This window comes from Stenotrophomonas sp. YJH_SMC_19, from assembly GCF_059367915.1.
The window spans coordinates 53,009-71,869 of the sequence record NZ_JCAFRI010000014.1 but is presented as its reverse complement, the minus strand read 5'-3'; the positions used below and the strand labels follow the sequence as shown (position 1 = coordinate 71,869).

Here is an 18,861-nt window from a genome sequence, read left to right as displayed (position 1 = left end):
TTGTAAGGCCACAGGGGCCTGGCGGGTGCCCAAAGCGGGTCTCGATGGCGGCTCAGGTGCTGCGCGGACCATGAACGAGCCAGGAAGGCATGGCCGCTAGGCCCGCAGGGCGGGCCAGGCTGCACCGTGGACACACACCGGCGTGGCCGGTGGAAGGTGCAGCGGGGTTCTAGCCGACCAAGAGTAACTTAGACCGCGTAACGTTTTGTTAATCCTGGCTGGCTGCCGCCAACGCCAGGCCTTGGACCACGCCCAGCGAGGGCTCGCCGTGGACCATGCGGGCCCCCGGGAAGGCCTCGGCCACGGCCTGGCGCAGGTAGCCGGCACGGGACATGCCGCCGGTCAGGAACACCGCATCCGGGTCGCCCCCGATGTCGCTGCGGACTTGGGCCAGCAGTTCCCGGATCTGCTCCAGGTAGCCGTGGGCGGCGGCGGCCAGGCCATCGGCGCTGCTGTCGGCATGCAGGTCGCGGGCGATGTAGTCCAGCGTGCTGCGGTGCTCGCTGGCGGCGCTGAGGGCGATCTTGGCGCGTTCGACATCGCGGTACAGGCGGGCGGTATTGCCGGTGTCCTGCAGGGCCTGCAGGCGCCCGCCCCACGGCTCGTCGACGTGATCGTATTTGTGCTGGCGGAAGTCGCGCTGGCGCGTCATGTCCTGCACGGTGGCTGCTTCCACATAGTGGTGGGCGGGCACGCGGGTGATGCCGCGGCCGAACAGCGGCATGTAGCTGGACAGGCTCAGCGCCAGATCAATGTCGGTACCGCCGCGGGCGATACCCCACGCGCGGTGGATACGCGGGGCGTCGTCGCCACCGACTTCGGCATGCGCGATATCGGTGGTACCGCCGCCGATGTCGACGATCACCGCCTGGTGCCGCTCGCGGCTTTCGGCGTGGTAGTGCATGGCCGCCGCGGCGGGTTCTTCGAGGAAATCGATCTGGTCGAAGCCGGCCTGGGTGGCGGCCTCGCGCAGGATATCCAGTGCCTGGTCATTGCCGGCCGCGCCGATCGAGCTGCGGAACTGCACCGGGCGGCCGAGCAGAGCGGCACGCAGCGGCTGGCCAAGCTGGGCGCTGGCGGTCAGGCGGATGTGTTCGAGGATGTGCGCGGCGATGCCGGTGATGGTCTGCTTCGCGCGTGGGTGCAGGTTGTAGCCCAGCATCGACTTCGGGCTCTGCACCAGGTTGCCTTCGTGTTCCTCGAAATAGGCTTCCAGCGCGTCGTCGCCGTAGACCGCGTTCTGCAGCAGGTCGCTGGCGCTGCGTTCCTTGCCGGCGCGGGCCTCCATCCATTCACGGCGCAGGGCGCGCAGGGCTTCACGGCGCAGCGCCTGCGGGGTGCGTTCCTGGCCGGCGGCACGGGCTGCACGCGCGGCGCTATCGATCATCTGCTGCAGCTGGTGTTCCTGGCCGTCGTCGAGCTGGAAGTCGTCCGGGTCGGGCACCACGCCGGGGAAGTACACGCTGGTGCGGAACTGTTCGGCGTCACCGAAACGGATCGGCAGCAGTTTCCCCTCATGCACGATGGCGGCGGCGGAGTTGCTGGTACCGAAGTCGATGCCGAGGCGCATGGGGAGTTCCGGGGGCGGTCAGGGGCCGCGCACTCTGCTGCAGTTCGTCGCCGACTGCAAGTTCCAGCGTCACGGCTGCTCCAGCCGCGGTCATGGCGGCGGCCGGGCACCTGCCAGGGAGCCGGGGCCCCGGACCGGGCGGTTACAATGGCGGCTGTTGATTCACTTTGAGGTACTTGCCGATGTCGTCTGTTCCCGCCTGCCCGCAGTGCACCCTGGAAAACACCTATGCCGATGGCGCGCTGTGGATCTGCGCCGATTGCGGTTTCGAATGGACCGCCGAGGAAAGTGCCGGTTCGACCCTGGTCGTGCGTGACAGCAACGGCAATACCCTGCAGGCCGGCGACACCGTCACCGTGATCAAGGACCTGAAGGTGAAGGGGTCTTCGATCCCGCTGAAGCAGGGCACCGTGATCCGCAACATCCGCCTGGTCGAAGATGATGCCGAGCACATCGAAGGCAACTCGGACAAGATCAAGGGCCTGGTCCTGAAGACCTGCTTCCTCAAGAAGGCCTGATCGGTCTCAGCGCCTGGCCTGCTGCTGCGCGCGCCAGCGGGCCAGGCTGTCGAGCTTGGCCTGGTAGCGTGCCTGCTCCGGTGCACCACCCAGCAGCTGCGCGCGGGTCAGTTCACGGTCGGCGCGTTCAAGCTGCCCGGACAGGAAATACACGCGCGCCAGCCCGAAGTGGAACTGGTGCGCGGTGTCATACAGGCGCACGGCCTGCCGGTAATAGCGGATGGCTTCGGCCAGCTTTCCGGCCTGCTCGGCCTGCGTGCCCAGCATGTACTGCGCGAACGGGTCCTCACGCTGCACCGACTTCAAGCGTCGCTCCAGGGCCTTGGCCTGCGCATCCAGCCCAAGCTGCCGATACAGCGCGCTGGCATTGGTCAGCGCCGCATCCTGGCGACCGTCCAGGCGCAGGGCGCGGTCCAGTGCCTGCCGCGCCGCATCGGTGTTGCCCTCACGGTTGTCGAGCACACCCAGGTTGTTCCAGACCGAGGGGAACGCGCGATCCTGCACGACCGAGGCATCGAAGAACGCGCGGGCGCCGACGAGGTCTCCTTCGGCCATGCGTTCGGCACCTCGATTGTTGTAGAAATGGGCCAGTGCACGCGCGCGGCTGACCGGCTGCGGGCCGTGGCGGTCGTAGAGTACGTTGCGATCGAGGTCGACCGTGGCGTAACGCCCCGCGATCTCCACGCCCGCGTTGACGTGGCCCACACTGTAGACCACGCCGGCGTCCTGGTCCTGGTACCAGGACACGACCTGGCCGACTTCCTGGACGCGGGCCTGGATGCCAGCCTCGCGCGCCAGTGCCACGAACATCAGCGTGAAGGCGAGGCAGTTGGCGCGGCGCTGCTGCCAGACTTCGTCCACGGTGTAGGTCGCGTTCGCGTCGTACTGCAGGTCCAGCCCCTGGCGGCCGAAGATCATTTCCACCAGTGCCTGCAGCCGCTGCTCGCGCGATGAACTGCGGTCGATCACCTGCGCCTGCAGCATCGCGCGCATTGCGGGAGGAATCGCGAAGACCTGTTCCGGTGAGGGGACCTCCACCGGGGTGACGCTTCCGATGGGCGGGAGTGCATCGGTGCGCGGGTGGTTCTGTGCGCAGAGCGGCGCGGCCATCAAAGCGGCCAGGACCACGACGAAGATGCGGGCGGCAGGGCGGTACATGACAGTTCCCGGCAGCGGCGGGCGCTCCCGCCTGCAGCGAGTGTAGACCCGGCGGCGCCGCGCTGCAGTGACCGTTGGTCGGCGCGTGGCCGGTACGGCGTTTCATCCACAACCGATGTGGACCAGCGCTCGACAAAGCTGTGGACAACCGCGTCCAGGCCTCACCGGGCAAGCGTTGTGAGTATGTGGTGAAAAAACCATCAGCTTGCCGCGGGGCTGCGCAGGCGGGATGATCCGGGTATGGATTTCTCTCCGCTGACGCTGGCTCCTGCGCAGTGGCAGGCGCTGCAGGACAGCTACGCAACGCCGCCCCGCGCCTACCACCACTTCGGACACGTACGCGCGGTGCTGCAGCACTGCCAGGACGTGGCTGACGGCCCGGGCTGGCAGAGGCCCGCCGAGGTGTACCTGGCCGTGCTCTACCACGACGCGATCTATGTGGCGGGCCGCAAGGACAACGAAGCGCGTTCGGCGGCGCTGGCCCTGCAGGCAATCGCACGGGCCCCGGAACTGGCCGGCGTCGACGCCGCGCGGGTCGAGCAGTTGATCCTGCTGACAGCCCGCCATGGCGATCTGGGCCCGGACGACGTTGATGCCGAGGCCGCGCTGTTCCTGGACTGCGACATGGCGATCCTGGCCGCGCCCGAGCCGGTGTTCGCTGCCTACGATCGTGGCGTGGCCGAAGAGTACAAAGGGGTCGTGCCGGGCTTCCTGTACCGCGCCGGGCGTCGCCGTTTCCTGCAGGGGCTGCTGCGGGCGCCGCGCATCTTCCTCAGTGACTTCTTCCACCAGCGTCTGGATGCGGCGGCTCGGGAAAACCTGCGTCGACAGCTGGCCCGCTGAGCTGGACCGGTACACTTGCGCCTGCTCTCACCGATTGTCGCTTCCCACTGTGTCCGTCCCTGATCCCGACCCCCGCCCGCTGCCCCCCGAAGAGCCCGGTCCCAACGAGTGCTGTGGCAGCGGCTGTCCGCTGTGCGTGCTGGATCTGTATGCCGATGAGCTGCAGCGCTATCGCAAGGCGCTGGCCGAGTGGAAGACGCGGCATCCGGAGGCAACGCCATGAGCCGTGCGCGTCCGGCGGCGGTGCTGGCACTGGTGGCGCTGCTGCTGTTCGTGACCACCGCGCTGTGGACCCAGGTCGCGCGCAGTGATCTGGACTGGGTGCGGGCAACCTTGAGCCTGTACCTGCACGGGCCGTGGGGCCTGGCATTGCGCGCTGCCTACTGCCTGCTGGCGCTGGCCATTGCGGCGCTTGGCATTGCGCTGTATCGCGGCAGCATCGGGCCGCGCCGCAGTGCGGCGGCGCCGCTGTTGTTCACTGTCTCTGCGCTGGGGCTGGCGACGGTCGCCATCGGTGACAGCTGGCTGCCTGAAGCGACCCCGCTGCTTGCACCGTTCATCCATGGACTGGCAGCCAACACCGCGTTCCTGTGTGCCAGCGTCGGCATGCTGCTGCAGGCCTGGTACCTGCGCCGCGAACCGGGTTGGCAGTCCGCCGCGGGCCTGCTCTGGGGCTGGGCATGGCTGGCCTTCGTGCTGCTGTGGCTGCATGTGCTGTGGCGTGGTGGACCACCGCGTGGGCTGGGACAGAAAGTGGTGATCGCGGTGATCGTTGGCTGGCTGCTGTATCTGGCGATGGCCCTGTACCGGCGCAGCCGTCGGGCCGTAGCCCACTGAATCCCCAACGGCCTGCGCCGGTACGTGCCGTGCACGCGGCGGCGGCGTATCGTGTGCGCATTCCATCGGGGATGCGACATGAAGCGTGCAGGGCTGGGCAGGGCAATGGGTGTGGTTCTGGCGTTGGCAGCACTGCCGGCAATGGCGGCGGCCAACGTGCAGCAGTTCAGCCACGGGCGGTTCGAGCAGATTCCGGTGCACATGCCGGCTGGCACGCCGCAGCGTGTGGTGATCTGGTTCCATGAACCCACCGCCGGTGGTGATACCAGCCGCCTTCCGATCGAGGCCCTGCGTGCCGATGGCGCGATGGTCGCTGCCGTGGACATCGCGCATCTGCGCAGCGTGCTCAAGCGCGAGGGGAATCCGACCTGTTCGTTCGGTTCCGGCGACGTCGAGAACTTCTCGCGCTGGTTGCAGGCCTCCCTGCACCTGCCTGGCTACCACCTGCCGCTGGTCGGTGGTGATGGTGAAGGCGCCGAGATGGCCTACACGCTGGCCGCACAGGCCGACACCCAAGTGTTCGCCGGCCTGCTGACCACTGGCTTCTGCCCGGATCGCAGCCACGAGCGCATGGTCTGCGGCGATGGCGTGAAGCGCAACAAGCTGCAGCCTGCCGAGTTGAATTCCCCGTGGCTGAGCGCCGCCGGCGACCATGGCTGCAAGGTTGGCGAGGCCAGCCGCTTCGTGCAGCAGGTGGCGATGGCACGCGAGTTCAAGCGCACCGCGCGCGGTGATGCTTCACCCGGCCTGGTGGCGGCGGCGCGGGTGATCGGCGCGCAGGCCGGCGTCAGCCTGGCACCGCCACCAGCCGCGCTGAAGGGCCTGCCGATAGTGGAAGTACCCGCTGCCGGTAATGGCGACACGCTGGCCGTGTTCGTTTCCGGCGATGGCGGCTGGGCCGGCCTGGACAAGGACGTGGCATCGTCGCTCAACGAGCATGGCGTGGCCGTGGTCGGCATCGACTCACTGCGCTACTTCTGGAGCGAACGCACGCCGAAGGGATTTGCCACTGACCTGCAGAAGATCATCGATCACTACCGCCAGCAGTGGCATCGCGACAAGGTGATGCTGATCGGTTTCTCGCAGGGTGCCGACGTGCTGCCGGCCACCATCAACCAGCTCGATGCCGATACCCGCGCAGCGCTGGATCGTATCGTGCTGTTGTCGGTAGGCAGGAAGGCCGACTTTGAATTCCACGTCAGCAACTGGCTGGGTGGTGGCGGCGATGGTCTGCCGATCGCGCCGGAAGTGGCGAAGCTGCCGGCGGCGAAGACCCTCTGCGTGTATGGCGACAAGGATGACGACGCGCTGTGCCCCGGCCTGCCGGCCAACGACGGCGTGCAGAAGGTGAAGCTGCCGGGCGACCATCACTTCAATGGTGATTACGACCGATTGGCCGAAGTGATCCTCAAGGGCGGGGCGTAGCGCCGGGCCACGCCCGAACGCTGTCGCCGCCGTGTCGACCAAGGTCGACACCTACCGGGTGGTTTGCAGCGCCGGGCCATGCCCGGCGGCTCAGGGCTTCAGTTACGCCGCGGGTCCAGCGAGATCAGGCGCGTGGCATCCAGCAACGCGGCCGGCAGATGCATGCCGCCGGGTGCTGCCAGATAGCGCGGTCGCCACTGCGGGTCGAACTTCGACTTGAAGCGGCGCAGGCCACTGAAGCCATAGAAGCGTTCGCCATGCCGCGCGAGCAGGCCGGCCAGTCGGTTCCAGCGACCAGCAAGGCGATGCTGGGCCAGCCCGGACAGCGGCGCCATGCCCAGCGAGAAGCGCGCATAGCCCTGCGCGCGGCCCCACAGGAACAGCTCGATGAACAGGAAGTCCATCGTGCCCTTCGGTGCCTCGTTGACGTGGCGCATGAGGTCCACCGACAGCTCGGCACCGGCCGGTGCCTGCCACAGGTTGGCGAATGCCACGATCTGGCCCTCGGCTTCGACCAGCGCCACCGGGAAGCGCGCCAGGTAATCCGGATCGTAGCTGCCCAGCGAGAAACCCTTCTCGTCGCCGGCCTTGTCTTCCAGCCACGCGTTGGAGATCGCGTGCAGGCGGGGAAGCAGGCTGGGAATCTCTTCCACCGGTGCCACGCGGAACGAAAGGCCCCCGCGCTTGCCACGGTTCCAGGCCTGGCGCAGATCGGCGCGTTCGCGGCCTTCCAGGCCGAAGTCGTGCAAGGGCACGATCGCTTCCTCGCCCAGCTTGACCAGGCCCAGGCCCAGGTCGAGATAGGTCTGCCAGTAGGTCTCGCCCACCTGGTAGAACACCGGGCGCAGGCCGAGCCGGTCAGCTTCCTCGCGGAAGCGCCATATCAGCGCGCGCGCCACATCAGGCGGGCCGACCGGATCGCCCATCGCGATCAGCGAACCGCCGTAGCGCTGCATCATCACGAAGCCCTGTTTCGCATCATCGCGCAGCACCGCCTTGTCGGCGGTCAGTACCAGGCAGGCCTGGGTATCGGTGGCACCGGCCAGTACCGGCGCCAATGATTGCAGCGTGGCCTCGTCGGCGGCTGGCAGCGGGCTGCGCGTACTGTGCAGCAGCCGCGCCAGGCCGAACATCACCAGCGCGATCGCCACCACCAGCAGCGCACGCAGCGCACGCGGTGCGTTGCCGGATATCGCAAACTGCCACCACAGCTCGTTCTGGTACTCGACATGGCTGTAGGTGAAGAACAACAGCCAGGTGACCGCCACCAGTACCAGGCCGAGGTTGCGCAGCCATGGCCACGACCATGCTTCATCGAGCAGCGCGCCCTGGCGGTAGAACTCGCGGCGTGCGGCCCACAGCGCCATCGCCACCAGCAGGGCGGAGACCGCGATCAACGGTTGGCCACCGCGCAGCCACAGTGGCAACGGGGTGATCACGCACACGGCCATCGCCAGCATCCATGCGGCATGGCTGCGCCGGGCCAGGCCCTGGCCGATCAGCAGCAGGGCGACGCCGCTGAGGCTGCCGATCAGATGGGACGTTTCCAGGATCGGCAGTGATGCGTTGACCAGGTGACGGCGCGGCGTGGGCAACGTGCCGTCGATGACCAGCGCAGCACCGATGCTGAACACCGCCAGCGCGATGATCTGCGGCAACCATGGGCGCAGCGCGTTCCAGCCGGCACGGGTTGCCCCGGCACTGGCCTGCAGCGGCTGGCGCAGCGCGGGTGCAAGCGCGAGCAGGGTGGCCAGCAGCAGGGGCAGCACGTAGTAGGTGACGCGGTAGATCAACGCCGCCGCCAGCACCGCAGCCGGTGCCACCTGTGGCAGCAGCTTCAGCAGGCTCCATTCGAACACGCCGAGGCCGGCGGGCACGGTCGAAACCAGGCCGGCCAGCACCGCGACCAGGTACAGGCCGACGAAGCCGGGCAGGCCGGTCGGCGTCGAGTCCGGAAGCAGCACATAGAACGCGGCACTGGCCAGCACCAGCTCGATCACGCTGAGCACGGTCACCCCGATCATCGTGCGCCGGTCGGGCAGCCACAGCGCATGGCCGAACACGCTGAACTGGCGTCCATCGCGGCCGACCAGCAGCAGGGTGGCCGCATAGGCCAGCAGCGCGACGATGCCGACCACGCGCACCGCATCCGGGTCCAGCGGCAGGGCAAGCGCCGCTGCCGCCGGTTCCATGCACAGCGCCACGCTGATCAGCAGCCACGCACCGAACACGAAGCCGAGCGTGCTCATCAGCACGACCTGGCCGATCTGCGCCAGGTCGAGGCCGGCGGTACGGTAGCCGCGCAGGCGCACCGCACCGCCGGTGAGCGCGGCAAAGCCCACGGTCTGGCCGAGCGTGTGTGCCAGGAACGCGGTGATGCCGATGCGCGCCGGATGCACGCGGATGCCGCTGCGGCGCAGGCCGATGGCATCAAAGCCGATCAGGCAGGCATAGCTGGCCAGGCCCAGCACGACAGTAAGCGCGATCTGCGTGCCACTGAGCTGGTGGAAGGCATGGCGGATGGCGCGGTAGCCGTTCTCATCGAACTCGTTGGCCAGGCCGTGCAGCGCCAACGCAAGGATCAGCAGCGGGATGACGATGGTGAGGACCCGCTTCCATGCCGGGGTGGAGGGAGCGGTGGCGGGGTCGGTGGTTTCGGTCATCGGCGCAAGGGTGCGTCAGGGAGGGCGAGGGCGGTGTCAATGCAGCCGTGGCGCATCGTGCGCCTGTCGCTGGCATTTGACCAGCGTCGCTGTCGGAAGCCGGTAGTGACCGTGTGTGGATGGCTGCCCTGCACCCATCGTTGACCGGTTTGGAGGACAATGCAGGCCTGATCACCCGCAGGAGCCACGCCCATGATGGAGCGTTACGACGTCGGACCGCGCATGTCCGAAATGACCGTGTACAACAAGGTCGCCTACCTTTCCGGCCAGATTCCGGAAGACACCAGCCAGGACATCACCGGGCAGACCCGGCAGGTGCTGGCCGAGATCGACAAGCTGCTGGCGCTGGTGGCCAGTGATCGCCAGCACGTGTTGCGCGCCGAAGTGTTCCTGGCCGACATGGCCGATTTCGACGGTATGAACAAGGCATGGGATGAGTGGGTGGTGGAAGGTGCGACCCCGGCGCGCGCCACGGTCGAGGCCAAGCTGGCCCACGCCGACTGGAAGGTCGAGATCGTGGTGACGGCGGCAGTGCCGTAACGGCAAGGTCACCTCCCAGCAGTGGAGGGGGGGTAGAGTCGACTGTCGCGCGCAGCGCGGGGTTTTGCGCCGCCGGAACGAAGAGCAGTCGACTAACAGCCGACTCTACCCCGCCGCTCCACCGCCGGTTGGTCTGGTGGCTAGGCCGGCACCAGCTCGATGCAGTCCACCGGGCACGGCGGGATGCACAGCTCGCAGCCGGTGCACAGATCGGCGATCACCGTGTGCATGTACTTGGCGCCGCCGACGATGGCGTCCACCGGGCAGGCCTGGATGCACTTGGTGCAGCCGATGCAGTCGGCTTCCACGATCAACGCCACCTGCGGCGCCTTGTGCTCGCCGCGCGAACGATCAAAAGGAATCGCCGGTACGCGCAGAACCTGGGCCAGCGCGCGTGCACCGGCATCGCCACCGGGTGGGCAGCGGTCGACGCCTGCCTCGCCGCGCGCCATCGCCTGCGCGTACGGTCGGCAACCGTCGTAGCCGCATTGCCCGCATTGGGTCTGCGGCAGCAGGCGGTCGAGGCGTTCGGTCAGGGGCGGGATCAGGCTCATGCGTGGCGAAGGCTGCGCGTCGGGTTACTTCAGGGGTTTGCCGCGGAACCAGCGCTCGTGGGCCAGCGCCAGCATCGGCTTGTCTTCGGAACTGTCACCGTAGGCATGGATGCGCACGTAACGCGACAGATCGAACTGGCGACGGATGTGCTCGACCTTGCGCGGGCCACAGTCGCCACCGGCGTAACGGCCGGTCAGGCGTCCGTCCTGACATTCCAGCCGGTTGCAGATCAACTGCAGGCCCAGCTGCTCGCACCACGGCCGCAGGTACAGGTCCAGCGAGCCGGACACGATCACCACGGTGTGCTGCTGTTCCTTGTGCCAGCGGATCTGCTCCAGCATTTCCGGGCGCACCACATCGGGCAGGAACTCACGCGAGAAGCCGGCGGCCAGGGTGGTGATGTCGTCACTGTGGCGGTCGCTGAAGGTCAGGCGGGTGACGCGCGCGCGGATGCGTTCGGCCGAGATCAGCTTCAGCTTGTACGCGAGCAGCCACGGGCCGACCTTCCACCACGCCTGCGCCAGCTGTTCGGCGGTGGCCACGCGGCGCAGGAAACGGCCATAGGTATCGCAGGTGGTCACGGTGTGGTCGAAGTCGAACAGCGCCAGTTCCATTCCGTTGCCTCCCATCGCGTTGCCTCCGGTGGCCGGTGCTGCCGGCGGGCGCGGCCGAGGCCACGCCCGCTGCGGGCATCAGCGGACCGGCATGCCCGGCTGCGCGCCGCTGTCGGCGTCCAGCAACGCCAGCGCACCGCCGTCGAAGCCGGCCGACAGGATCATGCCTTCGCTCAGGCCGAAGCGCATCTTGCGCGGGGCCAGGTTGGCGATGAACACCACGCTGCGGCCGACCAGCTTCTCCGGCTCGCCGTAGCTGCCACGGATACCGGAGAAGATCTGGCGCTTGCCCAGTTCACCTGCATCCAGCTCGAAGCGCAGCAGCTTGTCCGATCCTTCCACGAACTCGCAGACCAGCACCTTGCCGATGCGCAGGTCGAGCTTGGCGAAATCGTCGATGCCGATGTAGGCCGGCGCGTCGGCGCTCTTTGCTTCGTCCTTGGCCGGGGCCGGGGCGGCCGGCTTAGCGGCGGGGGCAGCGGCAGCCGCCGGCTGCAGGGTGTCCTTGGAGGCGTCGATCATGGCGTCAATCTTCTTCGGGTCGATACGGGTGAACAGTGGGGTGTAGTCGGTGATGCGGTGGCCCAGCAGCGGCTGTGCCAGTTCGGTCCAGTCGTTCACCGGCGCGGCCAGGAAGGCTTCGGCCTGCGCGGCGGTGGCCGGCAGCACCGGCTTCAGGGCGGTGACCAGCACGCGGAACAGGTTCAGGCCCTGGCTGCATACGGCCTGCAGTTGCGCATCGGCGCCTTCCTGCTTGGCGATGACCCACGGCTTGACGTCGTCGATGTAGCGGTTGGCTTCGTCGGCCAGGGTCATGGTCAGGCGGATCGCCGCGGCCGGGTCGTTGCGCTCGTAGGCTTCACGGATCGGCGCCAGGCCATCGACGAAGCGCTGGTACTGCGCCGCATCGGGCAGCTGCGCGGCCAGCTGCCCGTCGAAGCGCTTGCTGATGAAGCCGGCGCAGCGGCTGGCCAGGTTGACGAACTTGCCGACCAGGTCGGCGTTGACGCGGGCGATGAAGTCACCCAGGTTCAGGTCGAGATCGTCGACGCCACCGCCGGACTTGGCGGCGTAGTAGTAGCGCAGCGCTTCCGGCTCCAGGCCGACATCGAGGAAGGTACGCGCCATCACGAAGGTGCCGCGCGACTTGCTCATCTTGGCGCCGTCCACGGTCAGGTAGCCGTTGACGTGCAGGCGGGTCGGCGCGCGGTGACCGGTGCCGTGCAGCACCGCCGGCCAGAACAGGCCGTGGAAGTTGACGATGTCCTTGCCGATGAAGTGGTGCAGCTCGGTGCTGGTACCGGCGCGCAGGTGCGCTTCGAAGTCCTCGCCGATCCTGCCGCACAGGGTCTGGAAGCTGGACAGGTAGCCGATCGGCGCGTCCAGCCAGACGTAGAAGTACTTGCCCGGCTGGCCGGGAATCTGGAAGCCGAAGTACGGCGCATCGCGCGAGATGTCCCACGCGCGCAGGCCACCTTCGGCGTTGAGCCACTCGCCGAGCTTGGCCTTCACGCCCGGCAGGGCGACGTCGCCGGCCAGCCATTCGCGCAGGAACGCGTCGAAGTGGCCCACCTCGAAGAAGAAGTGCTCCGAATCGCGCATTTCCGGCGTGGCACCGGAGATGACCGAACGCGGTTCCTTCAGATCGGTCGGCGCATAGGTAGCGCCGCACACTTCGCAGTTGTCGCCGTATTGGTCGGGGCTGCCGCAGTTCGGGCAGATGCCCTTGACGTAGCGGTCGGGCAGGAACATGCCCTTGGCCGGGTCGTAGAACTGCGCCACCGAACGGCGGCTGATGTGGCCGGCCGCTTCCAGCTTCAGGTAGAACTGCTCGGTCAGCGCCTTGTTGGCCGCCGAATTGGTCGAGTCGTAGTGGTCGAAGGCCACGCCGAAGGCGGCGAAGTCACGTTCGTGGCTGGCCTGGATGTTGGCGATGAAGGTTTCCGGGGTGACCCCGGCCTTTTCCGCGGCCAGCATGATCGGCGTGCCATGGGTATCGTCGGCGCAGACAAACCAGGCCTTGCCGCCACTCATTCGCCGCGCACGCACCCAGATGTCGGCCTGGATGTAGCCGACCAGGTGGCCCAGGTGCAGCGGGCCGTTGGCGTAGGGCAGGGCGGTGGTGACGAGCGCGGTACGGGTCATGGTCGCGGGGTGAAGCCGAGGGGAACCGCAGAGTATCGCATGCCCGCAACGAGGTGACCCGGCCGAGGCCGGGTCACGGGGATGAAGCGGGGGCCGGGGCGCTTATTCGCGCTGCCAGGTCTGCGCGCGGCAGATGAAGGCGATGCAGCCGGACACGTCCAGCCGGGTGCCGCCGGGCTGCAGTTCCATCTTCGACTTGTAGGTCTTGCCGTTGGCCGGGTCGAGGATGGTGCCACCGGACCACTTGTTGGCGCCGTCGGCCTTCAGGTTCCAGAGGATGGTCATGCCCTTCACCGGCTTGTTCCTGTTGGCGCCTTCACAGCCGTCACAGACCGGGTTGGGGCCCTTGTCCGAGTGCAGGATGTCGACCACCTTGCCGGTCAGGGTGCCGTTGGCGGCCTGGGTGATCTCGACGATCGACTTCACCTTGCCGGTCTTGTCGTCGATGGTCTTCCAGCGGCCGGCGGCGCCATCGGCGGCCTGCGCCGAGAGCGCGGCCAGGCACAGCGGCAGTGCCAGCAGCAGGGTCTTGAAGGTCTTGCGCATGGTCCCCTCCCAGGGTTCATTCCGGCACTATGCCGGTACGGGTCGACTGTATACCCATTCGGCGGGGTATGGGGAAGGGGGGGCTTTGCAGGGCTGCGCCCTGCACCCGCGGTAGTGCCGGCCGCTGGCCGGCAACGGCAACGGCAACTGCAAAAGCGGCCATTCCGTGGGATGGCGGGGTGGGTCCGGTTGCGGGGGACGCCGTAAACCCGTCCGTGGGGGCTTGGCCGCGGCATCCATGCCGCGGACACCCCCGCAACCGGACCCACCCCGCCTTCGACAGGTCTCCGCGATCTGTCGGAATGGCACGGCCTCTCTTGGTGGGTGCCGACCTTGGTCGACACAGTAGATCCATGCCATGCATGGATGAATCTCGATTGAAAAACGCTCAACCGACTTCGTACAACTCCAGCGGCAGGTCGTCGGGGTCGGCGAAGAAGGTGAAGCGGCGGCCGGTGTACTCGTCCACGCGGATCGGTTCGCAGGTCACGCCATGCGCGGCCAGTCGCTGGATGAAGGGTTCCAGTGCAGTCACCCGGAACGCGAGGTGGCGCAGGCCCTGGGCCTCCGGGCGGCTGGGACGGGGCGGCGGCGAGGGGAAGGAGAACAGTTCCAGCTGGCCGCCGTCGGGCAGGGCCAGGTCCAGCTTCCAGGAATCGCGTGCGGCGCGGTGGTTCTCCGCCAGCACGCGCAGGCCGAGGATGCGCACGTAGAAGTCCTTCGAGCGTGCGTAGTCGCTGCAGATCAGTGCGGCGTGGTGGATGCCCAGCAGGGCGTCGGAACCGGGGGTCATTGCAGGGTGTCCAGCCAGCGCTGGGCGATCTTCTGCGCCAGCGGATAGGGTTCGGGGTCGTTGCGGTTGGTCAGCACGATCACGGTCAGGTGCTTCTCCGGGTGGCGCACGATCACGTTGCGGAAGCCGATGCTCTCGCCGCTGTGCCATTGCACCGGACCATTCAGCCGCCAGCCGAAGCCGTAATGCGGCACGTCCGGTTCCGATGTGGTCGTCGCCGGGCTGAACATCGCGCGGCGCGAGGCCTTCGACAGCAGGCGGTCGTCGTACAGCGCCGCATCCCAGCGGGCCAGGTCGTCCAGCGAGGAGTAGATCCCGCCGTCTCCCAGTACGGCGCTGGTAGTGCTCTGGTCGGTGCGCTGCCAGCGGCCATCGATCCGGCTGTAGCCATAGGCGCGTGCGGCGACCGTGTCCACGCCGTCCTGGTGGGCCACGGTATGCGTCATGCCCAGTGGGCGGAAGATGCGTTGTTGCAGGAAGGCGGCGAAATCCTGGCCGGATGCGCGGCCCACGATCAGTGCCAGCAGTGCATAGCCGCTGTTGCTGTAGCGGTACTGCGTGCCCGGCGCGAAGTTCAGCCGGTCCTGGCGCGACAGCAGGGCCAGCACATCGGCATCGTGTACCTGCCGCGTGTCTGCCGGGTCCATCAGGTCTTCGTAGTCGAGCAGGCCGCTGGTATGCGAGAGCAGGTGGCGGAGGGTGATGCCCGCTGCAGCCGGTGGCAGCTCGGGCAGCCACTGCCGGGCCGGCTGGTCCAGCCCGAGCCGGCCGTCTTCCACCAGCAGCAGCACCGTCGCAGCGGTGAACTGCTTGCTGACCGAGGCCAGCCGGAAGTTGCTGGCGGCTGTGACCGGGGTGCCGTCTTCGACCATCGCAAGGCCGTAGCCACGGCGGAACACCGGCTGCCCGTCATGCAGCACCAGCACTGCGGCGCCGGGCACCTGGCCATCGTAGGCCTGCATCAGGCCGTCGATACCGGCATCCGGTGGGGTTAGCACCGGTGCGGCGGCGCCCGTCAGAGGCAGCAGGCCCAGCACGGCGGCGAACAGGGCGACGGCAGGGCGCATGGTGGCTCCGGAAGCGTCAGGGCGAAGGTGTGGGCGCAGCGCTGGCCGGCTGTGCCATCCAGCGCTCCATCTTGCGGTCCAGCACGTCCAGAGGCATCGAGCCGTCTTTCAGCAGTTCTGCATGGAAGCGGCGCAGATCGAAGGCTGCGCCCTGGCGTGCCTTGGCCTTGTCGCGCAGGGCAACGATGGTGGTCAGGCCGGCGACGTTCGACAGTGCCTGGCCGGGCTGGGCCATGATCCGCTCGACTTCGGCGTTGGCGTCATCGCTGCTCATGTCCACCGTCTTCTGCAGGTAGGCCACGGCCTGCTGCTTGCTCCAGCCCTGTGCATTGACGCCGGTGTCGGCGACGACGCGCGCGGCGCGCAGCAGGCGTGAGTACAGGTAGCCGATACGGTCGTAGGGATCGGTGTAGACGCCGAGGTCTTCACCCAGCGTTTCGGCGTACAGGCCCCAGCCTTCGACGAACGCAAGATCGCCACCGAGGCGACGGAAGCGCGGCAGCTTGGCCAGCTCCTGCTGCAGGCCCAGTTGCACGTGATGGCCGGGAATCGCTTCATGCAGGTACTGCACCGGCACGCTCCAGCGCTTGCGGCTGGGCAGGTCGCGGGTGTTGATGTACAGCACGCCGGGCTGCCCGGGCGGCGACGGCTGGTAGGCGGCAGCGGCGGCGGTCAGCGCCCGTTCCGGTTCCACTGCGCGTACTTCCAGCGCGGACTTCGGCAGCGTATCGAGCACCTGCGGCAGGCGCGCGTTGACCTGCTGCTGCACCTGGCGGTAGCGGCTGATCAGTGCATTGGCATCGCTGTACTGGAACTGGCGATCGTTGCGCATGCTGCGCAGCAGCTTTGCCGGCGTGCCACGCAGCTTGGCGTCCTTCATCACCGTGGCGATCTGTGCCTGCAGTTCCTGCACGCGTTGCTCGCCCAGCGCGTGCAGCTGCGCGGCGGTCTGGTCGCTGGCGGTGGTCTGCACGATCAGGTTGGCGTACCAGGCCTGGCCGTCGGGCAGCGCGCCCATGCCGCTGCTGGCGCGCGTGGCCGGCAGGTACTCGGTGGCGATGAAGCCGCGCAGGGCGCGGTAGGCGGGCATGATGCGCAGTTCGATCATGCGCTTGTACTCGGCACTGATGCGCGCCTTGTCTTCGGCCGCAATCGTGTTCGGCATGGTGCGGATCGGCGACCAGAAGATGCTCTCTTCAGCGGTCGGCTTGATCACTGCATCCAGCTGCGGCAGCACCTTCTCCATCAGGTCGCGCGGCTGCACCACGTCGGCCTTCATGCCCTGGCGCATGTTGTCGATGGCCTGGTCGAACAGTTCGGGAATGCCGAGCGAGCGGCGCGACCAGGTGTCATAGTCCTGCACGGTGTTGAACGGCTGCGCGCCCGCGCCGGAGCCGAGGATCGCCATGATGCTGCCGATGTTGTAGTACTGGCTGATCGGCATCATCCAGCTCGGGTAGCGCTCGGCAGCCAGCGAGGCGCGCGCGTCACGTACGAAGATCTCGTAACTGAGCAGGTCCTGGCCCTGCAGGCCATCGCTGCCGAGTTTTTCGACCTTGCCCAGCCACTGCGTGGTGAAGTCGTGCGACTGCTGGCGCCAGGCGGCGGACAGGATGTTGGGCAGCTGGTCGTTGTAGCGCGGTTCGCCCTGGAACGTGGCCTGCAGCGGGTTCAACCGCATCGAGGCATCCCAGTACTCGTCGTACAGCCGTTCCAGCTGCACCTGCTTGGGCACGGCACGGGCCGGAGCGACCGGACGCGGCGCAGCGCGGCGCGCCGAACTGCCACGGGCCGGTGCGGTGGCACGGGCGGGCCTGGCCTTGGGCTTGGCGGCCTGGCGGGTCTGCGCAGCGGCAGGGCGGATGGCCTTCTTCTTCGCTGCTTCGGCCGACGGCACGGCACTGAACAGGAACAACGCGGCAATGGCAGCGGCCAGGACGCGGGGGGAATACGGCATCAAGAAGCTTCCGTGGAACACAGATCGTGGAGCTTGCACGATCCGCGCGCGTACGGCCAGCGTGAAGACGCAGTCAGCTTGGTGGCGCTGGGGCTTCAGTCAGCCGCAGCGGCGGCGCGCAGTGCCGCCGCGCGATCGGCGCCCAGATAGCGGGTGATGGCACGCCGCATCAGGTAGAGCAACGGAATCAGGGCAATCGCAAAGCCCATCTTGTACACGTAGTTGACGCTGGCGACCGCAAGGAACAACGAGGTCGGCCAGTGTTGCGGGCCCAGCACGAAGGCGATCCAGATCACCACGAAGCTGTCCACCACCTGCGAGATCGCGGTCGATCCGGTCGCACGCAGCCACACGTGGCGTTCGCCGGTGGCCTGGCGGATGCGATGGAACACCGCCACGTCGATCAGCTGGCCGAGCAGGAAGGCCACCAGCGAACCGGCGATGGTCCACATGCCCTGGCCGAACACGGCTGCGAACGCGGCCTGGTAGTCGGGCACACCGTGGCCATCCATCGACGTGACCCACCAGCTGGCCGGCGCCAGCGAAATGGCCGCGAAGGCGAACAGGAAGCCGTAGCCGATCAGCACCACCGCCAGCCACGAGATGAAGCGCACGCCGCGCTTGCCGAAAAACTCGTTGATGGTGTCGGTCATGATGAACACCACCGGCCACAGCAGGGTACCGGCGGTGAAGCTGAGCGAGCCGGTCTGGCCGAACAGGTTCCAGTTCAGCGGGGCGATGCCCAGGGTGTCTTCCAACGCGAAGATCTTCACCCCGATCAGCTCGGCCAGCACCGCATTGCCGCAGAAGAACGCGGCCAGCACGATGAACAGCAGGACCGCGCGGTCCTGCAGCGGGCGCTCGATCGGCGCCGGGGTCATTCGGTGCGTTCGCCGGTGCGTTCGCCGGCGCGGGTGAACGGCACGCTGGACGGTGCGACGGCGCCGCCGGAAATGATGAAGCTCATGGCCTGGTCGACGGTCCAGTCAGTCGGGGTCAGCAGTTCCACCGGCACGATTTCCAGGTAGCCCGAGGTCGGGTTCGGCGTGGTCGGTACATACACCGCGGCCAGCTCACGGTCGGTGCCGTGTTCCTTGATCACGCGGGTGACCAGTCCGACCGATTTCATGTCGCGGTGCGGGAAGTCGATCAGCACCACGCGCTGGGTGCTGCCCGGTTCGGTCTGCAGCATGTCCAGCAGCTTCTTTGCGCTGTCGTAGATGATGCTGGCCAGCGGAATGCGCTTGATGACCGCGCCCACCCAGCGCAGCAGGCGCTGGCCGAGCACGCGGCGGCTGGCCACGCCCACCGCCAGGATCACCAGCAGGGTGGCCAGCAGGGCGATGGTGTCTTGGATCCATTCGGCGCGGACCCAGCCGAGGTAGTGCGGGAAGCTTGTCGCGATCTGCTCGGACAGCGGTACCACCAGCGGGCTGGAAATGCCCGACAGCAACACGAACACGAACTTGACCACGACCCAGGTCAGCCAGATCGGCAGCAGGGTCAGCAGGCCGGTCAGGAACAGGCGCTGCAGGGAGGGGCGGGGGACCAGGGCGGGGGCTTCGAGCGACATGTGCGCATTGTAGCGGTCACTGCCGGTCGATTACGCTGGTGGATCGACTGCGGCAAC

At 67.8% G+C, this 18,861-nt stretch carries 18 protein-coding genes; 6 read left to right on the top strand and 12 right to left on the bottom strand.

Annotated features, from left to right (window positions below; all coding sequences use genetic code 11):
* Positions 1-208 precede the first annotated feature (208 nt).
* Positions 209-1,570, bottom strand: coding sequence for an Hsp70 family protein (locus AC5P5R_RS14720; RefSeq protein WP_012480950.1), 1,362 nt, complete (start codon positions 1,568-1,570; stop codon positions 209-211).
* A gap of 182 nt (positions 1,571-1,752) precedes the next feature.
* Here AC5P5R_RS14720 and AC5P5R_RS14715 point away from each other — a divergent pair, with 182 nt between their 5' ends.
* Positions 1,753-2,088 (top strand): zinc ribbon domain-containing protein YjdM, encoded by a 336-nt coding sequence (locus AC5P5R_RS14715; protein WP_005414225.1) that lies wholly within the window; start codon positions 1,753-1,755, stop codon positions 2,086-2,088.
* A 6-nt stretch (positions 2,089-2,094) separates the two neighbouring features.
* Here the strand turns inward: AC5P5R_RS14715 and AC5P5R_RS14710 are convergent, their stop codons facing one another.
* Positions 2,095-3,246 (bottom strand): transglutaminase-like domain-containing protein, encoded by a 1,152-nt coding sequence (locus AC5P5R_RS14710; protein WP_043035446.1) that lies wholly within the window; start codon positions 3,244-3,246, stop codon positions 2,095-2,097.
* 240 nt (positions 3,247-3,486) lie between these two features.
* On the opposite strand from AC5P5R_RS14710, the gene AC5P5R_RS14705 reads away from it, so the two are divergent.
* The 4 genes from AC5P5R_RS14705 to AC5P5R_RS14690 all read left to right on the top strand — a co-directional run bounded on the left by AC5P5R_RS14705 (position 3,487) and on the right by AC5P5R_RS14690 (position 6,351).
* A complete protein-coding gene (locus AC5P5R_RS14705) occupies positions 3,487-4,089 on the top strand; it encodes an HD domain-containing protein (protein ID WP_005410561.1) in 603 nt (200 codons plus the stop codon).
* A 49-nt stretch (positions 4,090-4,138) separates the two neighbouring features.
* On the top strand, positions 4,139-4,312 hold the full coding sequence (locus tag AC5P5R_RS14700) for an oxidoreductase-like domain-containing protein (RefSeq protein ID WP_050550426.1): 174 nt from the start codon (positions 4,139-4,141) through the stop codon (positions 4,310-4,312).
* A complete protein-coding gene (locus tag AC5P5R_RS14695) occupies positions 4,309-4,926 on the top strand; it encodes a DUF998 domain-containing protein (protein WP_043035448.1) in 618 nt (205 codons plus the stop codon). Before AC5P5R_RS14700 ends, AC5P5R_RS14695 begins: the two co-directional genes overlap by 4 nt.
* 78 nt (positions 4,927-5,004) lie before the next feature.
* Positions 5,005-6,351: a virulence factor family protein gene (locus AC5P5R_RS14690; protein WP_224119247.1), complete on the top strand. Its 1,347-nt coding sequence runs from the start codon at positions 5,005-5,007 to the stop codon at positions 6,349-6,351.
* Between the two features lie 98 nt (positions 6,352-6,449).
* On the opposite strand, the gene mprF is transcribed toward AC5P5R_RS14690, so the two are convergent.
* Entirely contained in the window at positions 6,450-9,014 is a 2,565-nt protein-coding gene (gene mprF / locus AC5P5R_RS14685; protein WP_005414230.1) for a bifunctional lysylphosphatidylglycerol flippase/synthetase MprF, read from the bottom strand.
* A gap of 192 nt (positions 9,015-9,206) precedes the next feature.
* Here mprF and AC5P5R_RS14680 point away from each other — a divergent pair, with 192 nt between their 5' ends.
* Positions 9,207-9,554: a RidA family protein gene (locus tag AC5P5R_RS14680; protein ID WP_005410556.1), complete on the top strand. Its 348-nt coding sequence runs from the start codon at positions 9,207-9,209 to the stop codon at positions 9,552-9,554.
* Positions 9,555-9,694: 140 nt separating this feature from the next.
* Here AC5P5R_RS14680 and rnfB read toward each other — a convergent pair whose 3' ends face one another.
* The 9 genes from rnfB to AC5P5R_RS14635 form a co-directional block, all read right to left on the bottom strand.
* The gene (gene rnfB, locus AC5P5R_RS14675; protein WP_012480943.1) at positions 9,695-10,108 is read right to left on the bottom strand and encodes an Rnf electron transport complex subunit RnfB; all 414 of its coding nucleotides are present in this window, start codon (positions 10,106-10,108) and stop codon (positions 9,695-9,697) included.
* A 24-nt stretch (positions 10,109-10,132) separates the two neighbouring features.
* Positions 10,133-10,723: an HAD family hydrolase gene (locus AC5P5R_RS14670; RefSeq protein WP_032965934.1), complete on the bottom strand. Its 591-nt coding sequence runs from the start codon at positions 10,721-10,723 to the stop codon at positions 10,133-10,135.
* A gap of 78 nt (positions 10,724-10,801) precedes the next feature.
* Complete coding sequence (gene metG, locus AC5P5R_RS14665; protein WP_043035451.1) at positions 10,802-12,868, bottom strand: methionine--tRNA ligase; 2,067 nt, start codon at positions 12,866-12,868, stop codon at positions 10,802-10,804.
* A gap of 102 nt (positions 12,869-12,970) precedes the next feature.
* Positions 12,971-13,414: a DUF2147 domain-containing protein gene (locus tag AC5P5R_RS14660; RefSeq protein WP_005410552.1), complete on the bottom strand. Its 444-nt coding sequence runs from the start codon at positions 13,412-13,414 to the stop codon at positions 12,971-12,973.
* Positions 13,415-13,802: 388 nt separating this feature from the next.
* Complete coding sequence (gloA2, locus tag AC5P5R_RS14655) at positions 13,803-14,207, bottom strand: SMU1112c/YaeR family gloxylase I-like metalloprotein (RefSeq protein ID WP_100438801.1); 405 nt, start codon at positions 14,205-14,207, stop codon at positions 13,803-13,805.
* Positions 14,204-15,274: a serine hydrolase domain-containing protein gene (locus tag AC5P5R_RS14650; protein WP_100438800.1), complete on the bottom strand. Its 1,071-nt coding sequence runs from the start codon at positions 15,272-15,274 to the stop codon at positions 14,204-14,206. The genes gloA2 and AC5P5R_RS14650 overlap by 4 nt, the downstream gene beginning before the upstream one ends.
* 16 nt (positions 15,275-15,290) lie before the next feature.
* Positions 15,291-17,231: a DUF885 domain-containing protein gene (locus tag AC5P5R_RS14645; RefSeq protein WP_164281691.1), complete on the bottom strand. Its 1,941-nt coding sequence runs from the start codon at positions 17,229-17,231 to the stop codon at positions 15,291-15,293.
* 95 nt (positions 17,232-17,326) lie between these two features.
* Entirely contained in the window at positions 17,327-18,112 is a 786-nt protein-coding gene (locus tag AC5P5R_RS14640) for a queuosine precursor transporter (RefSeq protein WP_005414136.1), read from the bottom strand.
* Positions 18,109-18,804, bottom strand: coding sequence for a DUF502 domain-containing protein (locus tag AC5P5R_RS14635; RefSeq protein ID WP_005414135.1), 696 nt, complete (start codon positions 18,802-18,804; stop codon positions 18,109-18,111). Before AC5P5R_RS14635 ends, AC5P5R_RS14640 begins: the two co-directional genes overlap by 4 nt.
* Positions 18,805-18,861: the final 57 nt, after the last annotated feature.

Excerpts from the sequence above, each read along its gene's own strand:
- AC5P5R_RS14660 (WP_005410552.1), bottom strand. The coding sequence starts at position 13,414 with ATGCGCAAGACCTTCAAGACCCTGCTGCTGGCACTGCCGCTGTGCCTG.
- AC5P5R_RS14650 (WP_100438800.1), bottom strand. The coding sequence starts at position 15,274 with ATGCGCCCTGCCGTCGCCCTGTTCGCCGCCGTGCTGGGCCTGCTGCCT.
- AC5P5R_RS14710 (WP_043035446.1), bottom strand. The coding sequence starts at position 3,246 with ATGTACCGCCCTGCCGCCCGCATCTTCGTCGTGGTCCTGGCCGCTTTG.
- AC5P5R_RS14640 (WP_005414136.1), bottom strand. The coding sequence starts at position 18,112 with ATGACCCCGGCGCCGATCGAGCGCCCGCTGCAGGACCGCGCGGTCCTG.
- AC5P5R_RS14645 (WP_164281691.1), bottom strand. The coding sequence starts at position 17,231 with ATGCCGTATTCCCCCCGCGTCCTGGCCGCTGCCATTGCCGCGTTGTTC.
- mprF (WP_005414230.1), bottom strand. The coding sequence starts at position 9,014 with ATGACCGAAACCACCGACCCCGCCACCGCTCCCTCCACCCCGGCATGG.
- gloA2 (WP_100438801.1), bottom strand. The coding sequence starts at position 14,207 with ATGACCCCCGGTTCCGACGCCCTGCTGGGCATCCACCACGCCGCACTG.
- AC5P5R_RS14635 (WP_005414135.1), bottom strand. The coding sequence starts at position 18,804 with ATGTCGCTCGAAGCCCCCGCCCTGGTCCCCCGCCCCTCCCTGCAGCGC.
- AC5P5R_RS14720 (WP_012480950.1), bottom strand. The coding sequence starts at position 1,570 with ATGCGCCTCGGCATCGACTTCGGTACCAGCAACTCCGCCGCCGCCATC.
- rnfB (WP_012480943.1), bottom strand. The coding sequence starts at position 10,108 with ATGAGCCTGATCCCGCCCCTGACCGAACGCCTCGACCGCCTGCTGCCG.
- AC5P5R_RS14690 (WP_224119247.1), top strand. The coding sequence starts at position 5,005 with ATGAAGCGTGCAGGGCTGGGCAGGGCAATGGGTGTGGTTCTGGCGTTG.
- AC5P5R_RS14705 (WP_005410561.1), top strand. The coding sequence starts at position 3,487 with ATGGATTTCTCTCCGCTGACGCTGGCTCCTGCGCAGTGGCAGGCGCTG.
- AC5P5R_RS14670 (WP_032965934.1), bottom strand. The coding sequence starts at position 10,723 with ATGGAACTGGCGCTGTTCGACTTCGACCACACCGTGACCACCTGCGAT.
- AC5P5R_RS14680 (WP_005410556.1), top strand. The coding sequence starts at position 9,207 with ATGATGGAGCGTTACGACGTCGGACCGCGCATGTCCGAAATGACCGTG.
- AC5P5R_RS14695 (WP_043035448.1), top strand. The coding sequence starts at position 4,309 with ATGAGCCGTGCGCGTCCGGCGGCGGTGCTGGCACTGGTGGCGCTGCTG.
- metG (WP_043035451.1), bottom strand. The coding sequence starts at position 12,868 with ATGACCCGTACCGCGCTCGTCACCACCGCCCTGCCCTACGCCAACGGC.
- AC5P5R_RS14715 (WP_005414225.1), top strand. The coding sequence starts at position 1,753 with ATGTCGTCTGTTCCCGCCTGCCCGCAGTGCACCCTGGAAAACACCTAT.